Below are 11,577 nucleotides of genomic sequence, written 5' to 3' on the forward strand. Positions count from 1 at the left end.
CGCCACCTTGATAAGCGTAGCTCGCATCGACGTAGCGATCGCACAGCACCCATTGCCCCGCATCCAGCGCAGGGAGAATGCGTTCGCGCACGAGTTGCGCCCGCGCCGCGAACATCAACAGCAACTCGCTCTCCGCGCTGATGTCCGGATGTGCTGGATCGAGCACAATGGCACGAATCGCCTCACCAAGGGCGGTGCCCCCCGGTTCACGCACTTGCAAAAGTGTCACGCCACGCTGGGCAAGGTAATCGTGCAACCCCGTCAGCAAGGTGCTTTTACCAGCGCCTTCGCCACCTTCGAGCGTAATGAAGCGTCCGTGTCGATTCATTGGCAATGCTTCAGCTGATAACAGGCGACGTTGCGGTTTTGCTCATCCAGCGTCGATGCGAAAATATGAGTACCGTCGCCCTTCGCCACGAAGTAGAGATCCTCACCCGACGCGGGATGTAGCGCGGCTTCAATCGAGAGTTTACCGGGCATCGCAATGGGCGTCGGCGGTAAGCCAGGACGGGTATACGTGTTGTAAGGCGTATCAGTTGTCAGATCGACTTTGTGGATCGTCCCCGTGTAGCTGGCACCCATGCCGTAGATGACGGAGGGATCGGTCTGCAGCAGCATGCTTTTTTGCAGTCGGCGGACAAAGACCCCTGCGACGCGCTGGCGCTCGTCGGCACGACCGGTTTCCTTCTCCACAATGGAGGCGAGGATCAATGCATCGTAAGGCCTCGCCAGAGGAACATTGGGATCGCGCTGCGCCCACAAGGTGTTGAGCGTTTTCACCATGGCATCATGTGCGCGCCGCAACACGTCCAGATCGCTATCGCCCTTTACGTAGGCGTAGGTTTCCGGAAGAAAGCGCCCTTCCGGCTTCTCACCCGATGCGCCGATCTTCTGCATGATCGCGGCGTCATCGAGGCCGACGGTGTCGTGCTTAAGCTCGTCTGCCTTGGCCAGCGCTTGCAACACGTCGCGGAATGTCCAGCCATCGACGATGGTGACATCGCGCTGCATGACCTTGCCTTGCGCCATGTTGATGAGCAGCTGTTGCGGCGTCATGCCTGCAACAAGCGCGTATTCGCCCGCATGCAGGCGGCCGGCCACATGCATTTCTTCGGCAAGCAGACGCCAGTAAAGCGGTGCCGCTGTGCTAAGACCTTGCGCGCGAAGCTGATGGACGATGTCCTTGAAGCTGGTACCGCGCTCGAACTCGATGCTTTGACCCGTTTCCGTCACTCGCAGCGGCGTGTTGCCGAATCGCGCGAAATCGCGCCAGAACCACACGGCAATGGCCGCGCAAGCGAGCACCAGCACCAGCAGGACGAGGCGCCACGATGTACGCCCGAGGTTTGCGCCGCTTCGAGTCATGCTTGCTCCGTTGCAAATCCGAGATCGCGCCAATGCTGCTGCATAGCACGGGTTACCGGACCGGGAGCGTACACGGTATCGCCCACCGCCTGAACTGGCAGGATGCCGCGAATGCTGGAACTGAGGAAAAGCTCAGAAGCCCGAAGGCAGTCGGTCGCAGATAAGTCGCGGATTTGACAGGCAGGCAGCGCGTCCAACACCTCGGCACGCGCGACACCCGCAACACCGCAACGCTCCAGCGAAGGCGTCACGGGAACACCGTCGACAACAGCGAAGAGGTTCGCTGCCGTGGCGCAGATCGCGTGGCCATGCTGGTCGCACAACAATCCTTCGCCAATGGCCGGATCGTTCCATTCGGCGCGAGCGAGCACCTGCTCCAGGCGATTGAGGTGCTTCATGCCGGCCAGCATGGGTTGATCCGCCAGCATGGTGTGGCATCGATGCATGCGAATGCCATCGCGATAGATCGATACGACGATGGAGGGCATCGGGAAAGCCGCCACGATGCGCGTCGTTGCCGTGACGGAAGGCAGCGCATATCCACGCTCTCCTACGCCGCGCGTCACGGTGATTCGCACAACCGCTTCTCGCTGATTGCCCACTGCCTGCTGCGCTTCCTGATGCAGTTGCTGTGGATTGGGCGCAGGCATGTGCAAGCGCTCGCAACTGGTCAGCAGGCGATGCATATGCCTGCTCCATAACGGCGCGTCGCCGTATACGAAGCGGATCGTCTCGAACAGCCCATCGCCGTAGGCAAGACCGCGATCAAGCGCCGATATGCTGTCCCGCGGCTGGCCGTTGACCAGCATCATCAGCCTGCTGCTCCAAGTGCACGCAGCATGCCGCGTGCTTTAGCGCGCGTTTCGTCCAGTTCCTTCGAGGCCACGGAATCGGCAACGATGCCCGCGCCTGCGCGCAGCGTCACCTCGTTTCCGTTCAACGTCAGCGTGCGAATGAGGATGTTCAAATCCAGATCGCCATTACGGTCGAGATAGCCCAATGCGCCGGTATACGCACCGCGCGGTGCATCTTCGAGCGACGCAATGATTTCCATGCAGCGTACTTTAGGGCAACCCGTGATCGTGCCACCCGGAAACGTTGCAGCGATCACCTGTCCCGGCGTGACGCCATCGCGAACACGACCGCGGACGTTCGAAACAATGTGGTGCACGTGCGCATAACTTTCCACGACCATCAGCTCATTAACTTCAACCGTGCCCGGCCGGCAGACGCGACCGAGATCGTTGCGTTCGAGGTCGATCAGCATCACGTGCTCTGCGCGCTCTTTCGGATGCGCCGTCAGTTCGCGAATGCGGGCCAGGTCATCGTCGCCCGGGACACGTGGCCGCGTGCCTGCAATAGGCCGGGTTTGGGCGGTGCCCCGGCGCACTTCTACCAGGCGTTCGGGTGACGAACTGACGACAGCCCAATCGGCCTGCTGCAGCAATCCGGCGAAAGGAGCCGGGTTGGCGTTGCGCAATGCTGCATAGAGACTCGCAGGCGTCGGGGGAGAGGCAAAGCTTGCCCGCCACGCGCGCGAAAGATTAGCTTGAAACAGATTGCCCGCGTGCAGATGCTCGTGAATGCATTCGACGCCGCTTAAGAAGAACGAAGGATCGTCTTCTTCGATGACCTCGGGTGCGGCGAGTGCAGGAATCGCTGAATCGATGTGCAGATCGGCTTCCATCGCATCGAGCAAGCTTTCTTGCCCCGCTTCCGCGACCAGTATGGTTTGCTCGCGCACGTGATCGACGATGATCGCGGCGGGGCAACGCACCGCCAGCGCTACCGGTAAATGCTGTGTTTGGCGCAAGCGCAGGCTTGGTTCTATTTCCGCAGCGAGCTCGTAAGCCAGCAGCAGTACCCAGCCACCGTGAAATGGCAGACCGTCGTCGTTGCTTTGTTCGGTGCGCTCGGCACGCCATGCAGCGTCGAGTGCATCAAGAAAACGACCCGGCACGACCGCAGCGTTTCCACCTCGCACCTGCCCGTCCGATGAAAGACTCAGCGTATCTTGCGGAAACGCGAAAAGAATGTCGTAACGCGCCTGCGCGCTGACACGCGTCACGCTTTCAAGCAACGCGGGATAGCGCTCCGGAAACGCAGCGGCCGGCGCGAGCAAATCGCGCCGGCCGGCGAGTGTACGTGTTACGCAGGTCACTTAGATGCGACGGAAGGCGAGCGTACCGTTCGTGCCACCGAAACCAAACGAGTTGGAGATGACGATGTCGAGCTTCGCGTTACGTGCGGTGTGCGGCACGAAGTCGAGATCGCAGCCTTCGCCCGGCTCATCCAGGTTGATGGTGGGCGGCAATACCTGATCGCGCAGAGCGAGGATACTGAAGATAGCCTCTACACCACCCGCCGCGCCGAGCAAGTGACCGGTGGTCGACTTGGTCGAACTCATCGCGAGCTTGTACGCGTGATCGCCGAACACGCTCTTGGCGGCGAGCACTTCGCCGAGATCACCCAGCGGCGTTGAGGTGCCGTGTGCGTTGATGTATTGCACATCCGTCGGGTTGATGCCGCCATCGCGCAACGCCGCGACCATGCAACGCGCCGCGCCTTCGCCACCTTCGCTCGGGGCCGTGATGTGAAACGCATCGCCGCTCATGCCGAAACCAACCAGCTCGGCATAAATGCGCGCACCGCGCGCCTTGGCCATTTCGTATTCTTCCAGCACCAGCACACCGGCACCGTCGGACAACACGAAACCATCGCGGTCCTTATCCCACGGGCGGCTCGCTCGGTGCGGATCGTCGTTGCGGGTGGACATCGCCTTGGCAGAACAGAAACCCGCCATCGCCGTGCCGGTGGTTGCAAACTCGGCACCGCCAGCCAGCATGACATCCGCATCGCCGTACTGAATCATGCGCGCAGCCAGGCCGATGTTATGCGCACCGGTGGTGCACGCGGTGACGCACGCGATATTCGGTCCTTTCAGACCAAACATGATCGATAGATTGCCCGACACCATGTTGATGATGGAGCTGGGCACGAAGAACGGCGACACGCGGCGCGGCCCCTTCTCGTGCAACTCAATCGACGTGTCTTCGATGGTGTTGAGGCCGCCGATACCGGCACCCACGGCCACGCCGATACGTGGCGCGTTGGCCTCCGTCACTTCCAGTCCGGAATCGCGCAGGGCCTGGGTGCCCGCCGCAACGCCGTAATGGATGAACGGATCCATCTTCTTCACATCTTTCGGTGCCATCCATTGCGTTGGATCGAAGTCGCGCACCTGACCCGCAATGCGGGTGGCATAGGCGGTGGCATCGAAATGCGTTACCGGCCCGATGCCGCTGACACCCTTGAGAATGTTTTCCCAGGCGGTGGCGATGTCGTTACCGACCGGCGAAATAATGCCCATGCCGGTCACTACCACTCGTCGTTTGCTCATGGACTTAATTTCCTTGCTGGTTCGGGATGGATCAGCCGCAAGGCATCACCCTCCACAAATTGCGATGCGCGTCGATCCTGTACACCATACGGGATCGGACGTTACACATTGCAGAAACGAAAACTGCGCCTTGATGGCGCAGGTTCCGGTATCGCTACGTAGTGCATGGGCCGCGGGCTCCGCGATCCCGACACAACGAATCATGCTCAGGCGTTAGGCTTGCTGTGAGCCTTGATGTAGTCCACAGCCTGCTGCACAGTGGTGATCTTCTCGGCTTCTTCATCCGGAATTTCGGTTTCGAATTCTTCTTCGAGAGCCATCACCAGTTCGACTGTGTCCAGCGAATCAGCGCCCAGATCGTCCACGAACGAAGCGTTCGCCGTGACCTCATCTTCCTTGACGCCCAGCTGCTCGACGACGATTTTCTTGACGCGTTCTTCGATGGTGCTCATGTTGCCTTTACCTCCCAAGGGGAATTGTTTGTCTTGCCGGACTTTTCGCCGACAAATTCTGCGGCATTGTAGTGGCTAAGCCGCGAAGCCGCCAATTATATGCCAGTGGGAACTAACCGCCACAGTGCCTGCGCCGAGGCGAAGGCGCCGATTGTCGCCTAAAAAGGACGACTTGACGACTTTTTCATATCAGCCAGGCCGCCTTGGGCCCGAAAAATTCAAACGGTGTTATGGGGTGTGGCGCACTCATGCAGGAGGCCAGCACCCGTGAAGGCCGTGAAGGCCACGATCAGGGCATGTACATGCCACCGTTCACATGCAAAGTCTCTCCGGTGATATAGCCGGCAGCAGGCGATGCGAGGAAGCCAACGGCCTTAGCAATATCGTTGGCCTCACCCAGCCGGCCAAGCGCGATCTGGCCGAGCAGCGCCTGCTTGGACTCTTCCGGCAGGCCGCGTGTCATATCGGTATCGATAAAGCCCGGCGCCACCACGTTGACGGTGATGCCACGCGAACCGATCTCGCGCGCAAGCGATTTGGAGAACGCGATGATGCCCGCCTTCGCCGCGGCGTAATTGGACTGGCCCGGATTACCGGTAAGGCCGATGACGGACGCGATCGAAATGATGCGGCCTTTGCGCGCTTTCATCATGCCGCGCATGACGGCTTTGGACGTGCGATACACCGAGGTCAGATTGGTGTCCAGAATCGCCTGCCAATCTTCATCGCGCATACGCATCAGCAATTGATCGCGTGTAATGCCTGCGTTGTTGACGAGAATCGACACTGCACCGAATTGCTTGGCGATCTCGTCGATCAATGCCTCGACGGCACCGCCATCGGTGACATTCAACACACGGCCATGTCCGCCGTGCGGAGCAAGACGTTCGCCGATGGCCGCAGCGCCGGATTCACTGGTTGCCGTACCGATAACCGTTGCGCCCATCGAGGCCAGTTCGTCCGCAATCGCCGCACCGATACCGCGGCTGGCACCGGTGACCAGTACGATTTCACCTTTCAGTGTGCTCATTCGTTAGGTTCCTTGAAAAACGAAGACCGTGAGACGCTCAAGCCCATTCACTACGTGCGGCGTCGAGATCCGCCGGCGCACCGAGCGCACGTGCTTCCACACTCTTGTCGATGCGTTTGATCAGGCCCGACAGCACCTTGCCCGGACCACATTCGGCCATGCGCGTGGCACCGCCTGCGACGAGCGTCTGCACGCATTGCGTCCAGCGCACCGGCAGATACAACTGACGTTGCAGTGCGCCGCGGATGTCGTCGATGGATGTATAGCTGCGTGCTTCCGCGTTCTGCACAACAGGAATGGCCGGTTGCTGCCAGACGATAGAAGCCATGCGTTCGCCGAGCTTGTCCGCAGCATCGCGCATCAGTGCGCAGTGCGACGGGACAGAAACGGCCAGCTTCACCGCTTTCCTCACGCCCAATTCGGCGAGCTTGGCCAATGCGCGATCGACCGCTTCGGCGTTACCGGCGATCACCAGTTGCCCCGGCGAATTGAAGTTGGCCGGCGATACCACCTGACCTTGTGCGACTTCGGCGCAAACGTTGGCAATCTGTTCGTCATCGCCGCCCAGAATGGCAGCCATCGCTCCGACGCCGGCAGGCACGGCGGCCTGCATCAGACGCCCGCGTTCGGCAACGAGCGCAGCGGCATCATGCAGCGACAACGCACCGGCACACACTAGCGCGCTGTATTCGCCCAGGCTATGGCCCGAAAGCTGCGCGGGTTGCACACCACCAAGCTTCTGCCACACACGCCACACGGCAACGCTCGCTGCGAGCAACGCAGGCTGCGTGTTTTCGGTACGGTTGAGCTGGTCTTCGGGGCCTTGTTGACTGAGTGCCCACAGGTCGACACCGGCGCCTTGCGAGGCTTCGTCGAAGGTTGTCTTGACGTCGCTGTGAACAGCAGCGAGATCGGCAAGCATGCCGACCGATTGCGAACCTTGGCCAGGAAAAACGAAGGCGAGCGATGCGGACGTTTGAGTCATGAAGAGGCGCAATTCATCGGGTAAAAACGAAATGGTGCCATCATTGCGTGACGTACGCAGCCGTATTCGGCTGACGCACATCATGTTTGTCGCAGGCGTTTGCCTGGATCAGTAGCGCAACAGTGCCGAAGCCCAGGTAAAACCGCCGCCGAAAGCTTCCAGCAGCAGGTTCTGGCCACGTTTGACCTGGCCCGAACGCACCGCGAAGTCCAGCGCGAGCGGCACCGAGCCGGAAGAGGTATTGGCGTGTTTGTCGACGGTGACGATCACCTGCTCCATCGGCATGTTCAGACGCTTGGCCGTCGCTTCGATGATGCGCAAATTCGCCTGATGCGGAATCAGCCAGTCAAGCTGGGAGGCATCCATACCGGCGGCATTCAGCGTTTCCTCGACCAGCGAATCGAGCGTCTTTACCGCAACCTTGAACACTTCGCGGCCGGACATGCGGATACGCACGCCGTGGTTGGATTCGTCCTTGAAGCCGACGGAGACACCGACCGGGTTGTAAAGCAGTTCCTTATAACCGCCATCGGCGTGCAGGCAGGTCGCGTAGATACCCGGTTCGCTGGCGGCCTCAAGCACCACAGCACCAGCGCCATCGCCAAAGAGCACGCAGGTTTCGCGCTCGTTCCAGTCGACCATGCGCGTCAGCGTTTCGGCGCCGATCACCAGCACTTTCTTCGACTGGCCACTGCGAATGAATTTGTCGGCAACGCCAAGCGCGTACACGAAACCTGAGCACGCGGCATTCACATCAAAGGCGGCGCAGCCATTCGCCCCCAGGCGATGTTGCACAAGGCATGCGGTGGAAGGAAAAATAATGTCGGGCGTGGTGGTGCCCAGAATGATCAGATCGAGCTCGGATGCTTTGACACCTGCGGCATCCAGCGCGCGTTGCGCGGCAAGCGTGGCCAGATCGCCGGTGGTCTCCCCTTCGGCCACAATATGACGTTGACGGATGCCGGTGCGGCTGTAAATCCATTCGTCGCTGGTATCGACGAATTTCTCAAGGTCCGCGTTGGTCAGAACGCGTTCCGGCAAGGCACTGCCGGTGGCCATGATGCGGGAATAAATCTGAGCCATTGAATTTCCATCAGCGGGCGGACGGTGTTGTCGTCTTCCGTCTCACATGGAGCCGGCACACCAAGACAGCAACGTTACGTTGCCTGACGCAAGAACGCAAAGCGGCGCGTCACCGCGCCGCCTTGCGGAACCGGATTCCGGAGCCTGACGGCTCGCCGGAACAACTCAGTCTTCTTCGACCACCGCAACGTTGGTGTCGACCACTTTCTTGCCGCGGTAGTAGCCATCGGCCGTCACGTGGTGACGGCGATGCACTTCACCGCTGGTCGGATCGGTGCCCAGCTGCACGGTGCTCAGCTTGTCGTGCGAGCGACGCATGCCGCGGGTCGACGGGGTCTTGCGGCTCTTTTGAACGGCCATGATGGTTCTCCAGCTAAATCAGGTCTTCTTGAGTTCGCGCAATACCGCGAACGGGTTATTGGGGCGCTCATCGGAAAGTTCTTGCTCTTCCGGCAGGCGTGTTACTTCTTCGGGCAGCTCGCTGTCCGGGTTGATCGGTATCAGCGGCAGCTCTAACAGCAGTTCGTCCTCGATGACATCCAGCAGGCTCAGCTTGTCATCCTCGCCGATCAGCAGCGGCTCGTACCCGGCCGGAAGCGCAGATTCATCGCGCTCGGAACGGATCAGACCCAATCGGCTGTCCAGCGAAACCGGCATTACGAACGGTTCGAGCGTGCGCTGACAAATCAGCCACAGAGGCGCCTGAACACGAACGCTGAGGTATGCCGTACCGTACTCGTCCCGACCGAAATCGAGGTCGTACTGCGCCAAACCTTCCGTATCTGCCAGCACTTCACAGAGGCGTGGCATGGCGGCGATGGGCAGGGACCCCTGAAACGAACGCCGCGCCGAAACCATGCGCCAAGCGTCCACGGACTCTGGCAGTGTCACGGACATAACCGGGAAATATTAAGTTTCCGGCCACTTCAAGTCAACCGTGATCGACATCGCTGATCGGGACGTAAACCGCATCACGCCGCGGATCATCGCGCTTTGCCTGAATCCGGCTCATACGGCAGACTGGTATCCATCCCCGCCCTGAGCCCAATCCAATCAGTGGACACCTACCTTTTGCTCGGTTTGGCCATCTTGTTCATTTTACTGGCCGCAGCCTTGGTGGGGGCGTTCATGCTCCGCAAAATGACTCGCCGTGCCACCAGCCTGCGCCAACTGCTGGAGCTGGCAGACCGCCTGGAAGCTGACCTAAAAGCCTGCCGGGCCCGGCTTCAGCAGGCCCACGCGGTAATGTCGCTTAACCCTGACCTTCCTGCCGCCAGCGAGCAGGAGGCGGACCATGCCGTCGAAGCTGGTTTGCGTGCCCTACTCCAGCAGCGCATCTGGATTCGCGACCGGGCTCCCACCGCCAGCCAAAGCGAGCTGGACACCGCCACGCGCGACATGGACCAGACCCGCGAACGGCTCCAGCCGCTTCTGCAGGCGCTGGGCCAAGCGCAGAGCGAGCTGGATTCCGCCATGCGTGAGCACATCCGGCAGGATGCCGGGCAGTGACGCCTCAGCGGATCGTCCTTGGCTCGACCTCGCGTTACCGCGCCGAACTGCTTGGACGGCTCGGGCTGGATTTCGAGGCCCGCGCACCCGGAACCATCGAAAATATCATCGCCAGCGAGATGCCGGCCGATCGCGCACGGCGATTGGCCATCGCCAAGGCCACGGATGCCGGCACCGGTCTGACGGACGCGCTGGTCATCGGCTCTGACCAGGTTGCCGAACTCGGCGGCCGCGTGCTCGACAAACCGGGTTCAGAGCAGCGTGCGTTCGAACAACTCGCAGCGTGCTCCGGCCATATCGTGAACTTCCATACGGCGCTTTGCTTATTCGAAACCCGAAGTGGTGAACGCCACACGCACGTCGATCTGACGCGCGTGCATTTCCGCACGCTCGATGCGGCGGAAATCAAACGCTATATCGAGCGCGAGCAACCGCTGGATTGCGCGGGCAGCTTCAAATGCGAGGGATTGGGAATCGCTCTTTTCGAGCGCATCGAGAACGTCGATCCCACCGCACTGATCGGTTTACCGCTGATCGCATTGACGAGATTGCTGCGCGACGCAGGCGTCAACATTCCCTGACGTTATTCGTCTGCCGCGGCTTGGCGCCACGCCACGCAATCGTTCGAAGTGCCGGTATCGGCACCCGCTGCAACGTGACCGCGGTAAAACGCAATGCTCTTGCGGTTGTCGAACAACCCCAGTTTTTGAACGGGCTGCAAGTTGTCGATGCGTGCGCAAAGCGAACCCAACCATGACGCACGCTCGCGCTCGCGCAACGCATGTTCGTCGACAACGAGCAACACCTGACTCCCCACATGCTCGTGACGCAAAGCCATCTCGTCCAAGCCCCATAGCGCGAGTTGTGGCGCACGTCCGTATTTCACGTTCAACGGGCTATCCAGGGAATACACCGCACGCTGGCCGTTGAATTGAAAATCGAGTTCGGCGGCCATCATAAAATTGTCGGCAACCAGCACTGCCGGCTGTGCGGCAAGCTGTACCTTTACGATATCCGCGCTCTGTTTCCAGCCGATAAAACTAGTGGGAAATGCACGCGCCGGTCCGAGCCAACGCGACGCAACAGGATTGGCAGCCAACCCCAGGTAGCACAGGCCTGCCACTTGCGCGAACAAAGCGACTCCCGCTCCGACAACCGTAAACGTGCGCCAACGGCTTTTGGCAGCCTCGCGCATCAAAACAGGCAGCGCAGCCATCAATGGCAAATATCCGGGCAATGGCCAATGCACACGAAAGCGTTGATCGTCCGCAAAAAGCCCGGCGATGAAGTAGACGATGACAAACGTGAGCGACAAATATGCGATCACATCCCACGGACCGCCTTCCCTGCGTCGACGCCAGCAACACCACCCCGCCCACAACAGACTGATGTACAGAAAAGGTGTGCACGTGACGGCTTGCTCCAATGGCTGCACCAAGGTGTCGGCATGAAAGCGCCATGGATTGCGTTCCATAAGCTGGAACGCCAACCCTGCACCGTGTTGCTGCCAGTTGGAAACAAGAAGCGGGATCAAGCCCAATGCCGCGATCAGCATGGCCAACCAGAAACCGCTACGTTTCCATTGCTGGCGGCCACGCGGAGTGAGAAGAAACAGCAGCAGACCCGCCACCATGTACATCGCCGCCCGGTAGTGGCTAAGCCAACACACCGCAAGCGCAACGCCCAGTAACAGCCAATCGCGCAAACGGTTCTCGTCCGTGGCGCGCAGAAGTGCCAACATCGCCACGGCACC

General features: G+C 60.5%; 14 protein-coding genes. 2 read left to right on the forward strand and 12 right to left on the reverse strand.

What is annotated here, in order from left to right:
* From tmk to VK725_RS17860, 11 genes are all read right to left on the reverse strand, one after another.
* On the reverse strand, window positions 1-328 hold a 328-nt coding region (tmk, locus tag VK725_RS17810; RefSeq protein WP_325319402.1), incomplete at its 3' end, for a dTMP kinase.
* A complete protein-coding gene (mltG, locus tag VK725_RS17815; RefSeq protein WP_325319403.1) occupies window positions 325-1,365 on the reverse strand; it encodes an endolytic transglycosylase MltG in 1,041 nt (346 codons plus the stop codon). The genes mltG and tmk, both read right to left, overlap by 4 nt.
* Window positions 1,362-2,177 carry an aminodeoxychorismate lyase gene (gene pabC, locus VK725_RS17820; RefSeq protein WP_325319404.1) on the reverse strand — a complete coding sequence of 272 codons (816 nt, stop codon included), beginning with the start codon at window positions 2,175-2,177 and terminating at the stop codon, window positions 1,362-1,364. Before pabC ends, mltG begins: the two co-directional genes overlap by 4 nt.
* Window positions 2,177-3,526, reverse strand: a complete 1,350-nt coding sequence (locus VK725_RS17825; protein ID WP_325319405.1) for an aminodeoxychorismate synthase component I — start codon at window positions 3,524-3,526, stop codon at window positions 2,177-2,179. Before VK725_RS17825 ends, pabC begins: the two co-directional genes overlap by 1 nt.
* The gene (gene fabF / locus VK725_RS17830) at window positions 3,527-4,765 is read right to left on the reverse strand and encodes a beta-ketoacyl-ACP synthase II (protein WP_325319406.1); all 1,239 of its coding nucleotides are present in this window, start codon (window positions 4,763-4,765) and stop codon (window positions 3,527-3,529) included.
* A 206-nt stretch (window positions 4,766-4,971) separates the two neighbouring features.
* Entirely contained in the window at window positions 4,972-5,217 is a 246-nt protein-coding gene (gene acpP / locus VK725_RS17835) for an acyl carrier protein (RefSeq protein WP_126672824.1), read from the reverse strand.
* A gap of 289 nt (window positions 5,218-5,506) precedes the next feature.
* Window positions 5,507-6,247 (reverse strand): 3-oxoacyl-ACP reductase FabG, encoded by a 741-nt coding sequence (gene fabG / locus VK725_RS17840; RefSeq protein ID WP_325319407.1) that lies wholly within the window; start codon window positions 6,245-6,247, stop codon window positions 5,507-5,509.
* 37 nt (window positions 6,248-6,284) lie between these two features.
* Window positions 6,285-7,232, reverse strand: coding sequence for an ACP S-malonyltransferase (gene fabD, locus VK725_RS17845; protein WP_325319408.1), 948 nt, complete (start codon window positions 7,230-7,232; stop codon window positions 6,285-6,287).
* 108 nt (window positions 7,233-7,340) lie between these two features.
* Window positions 7,341-8,315 (reverse strand): beta-ketoacyl-ACP synthase III, encoded by a 975-nt coding sequence (locus tag VK725_RS17850; protein WP_325319409.1) that lies wholly within the window; start codon window positions 8,313-8,315, stop codon window positions 7,341-7,343.
* 165 nt (window positions 8,316-8,480) lie between these two features.
* The gene (gene rpmF / locus VK725_RS17855; protein ID WP_325319410.1) at window positions 8,481-8,675 is read right to left on the reverse strand and encodes a 50S ribosomal protein L32; all 195 of its coding nucleotides are present in this window, start codon (window positions 8,673-8,675) and stop codon (window positions 8,481-8,483) included.
* Window positions 8,676-8,693: 18 nt separating this feature from the next.
* Complete coding sequence (locus VK725_RS17860; RefSeq protein ID WP_325319411.1) at window positions 8,694-9,173, reverse strand: YceD family protein; 480 nt, start codon at window positions 9,171-9,173, stop codon at window positions 8,694-8,696.
* A gap of 198 nt (window positions 9,174-9,371) precedes the next feature.
* On the opposite strand from VK725_RS17860, the gene VK725_RS17865 reads away from it, so the two are divergent.
* A complete protein-coding gene (locus VK725_RS17865) occupies window positions 9,372-9,824 on the forward strand; it encodes a hypothetical protein (RefSeq protein WP_325319412.1) in 453 nt (150 codons plus the stop codon).
* On the forward strand, window positions 9,821-10,405 hold the full coding sequence (locus VK725_RS17870; protein ID WP_325319413.1) for a nucleoside triphosphate pyrophosphatase: 585 nt from the start codon (window positions 9,821-9,823) through the stop codon (window positions 10,403-10,405). Before VK725_RS17865 ends, VK725_RS17870 begins: the two co-directional genes overlap by 4 nt.
* 2 nt (window positions 10,406-10,407) lie before the next feature.
* On the opposite strand, the gene VK725_RS17875 is transcribed toward VK725_RS17870, so the two are convergent.
* The coding region (locus VK725_RS17875; protein WP_325319414.1) for a glycosyltransferase family 39 protein at window positions 10,408-11,577 on the reverse strand (1,170 nt) is incomplete at its 5' end.

Origin of the sequence: Dyella sp., assembly GCF_035486915.1 — a bacterium.
Lineage (GTDB): Bacteria > Pseudomonadota > Gammaproteobacteria > Xanthomonadales > Rhodanobacteraceae > Dyella_B.

Bases quoted from the DNA above. Each gene is read 5' to 3' on its own strand.
- fabG (WP_325319407.1), bottom strand. From the start codon at position 6,247: ATGAGCACACTGAAAGGTGAAATCGTACTGGTCACCGGTGCCAGCCGC.
- VK725_RS17860 (WP_325319411.1), bottom strand. From the start codon at position 9,173: ATGGTTTCGGCGCGGCGTTCGTTTCAGGGGTCCCTGCCCATCGCCGCC.
- fabF (WP_325319406.1), bottom strand. From the start codon at position 4,765: ATGAGCAAACGACGAGTGGTAGTGACCGGCATGGGCATTATTTCGCCG.
- acpP (WP_126672824.1), bottom strand. From the start codon at position 5,217: ATGAGCACCATCGAAGAACGCGTCAAGAAAATCGTCGTCGAGCAGCTG.
- mltG (WP_325319403.1), bottom strand. From the start codon at position 1,365: ATGACTCGAAGCGGCGCAAACCTCGGGCGTACATCGTGGCGCCTCGTC.
- fabD (WP_325319408.1), bottom strand. From the start codon at position 7,232: ATGACTCAAACGTCCGCATCGCTCGCCTTCGTTTTTCCTGGCCAAGGT.
- pabC (WP_325319404.1), bottom strand. From the start codon at position 2,177: ATGATGCTGGTCAACGGCCAGCCGCGGGACAGCATATCGGCGCTTGAT.
- VK725_RS17850 (WP_325319409.1), bottom strand. From the start codon at position 8,315: ATGGCTCAGATTTATTCCCGCATCATGGCCACCGGCAGTGCCTTGCCG.
- rpmF (WP_325319410.1), bottom strand. From the start codon at position 8,675: ATGGCCGTTCAAAAGAGCCGCAAGACCCCGTCGACCCGCGGCATGCGT.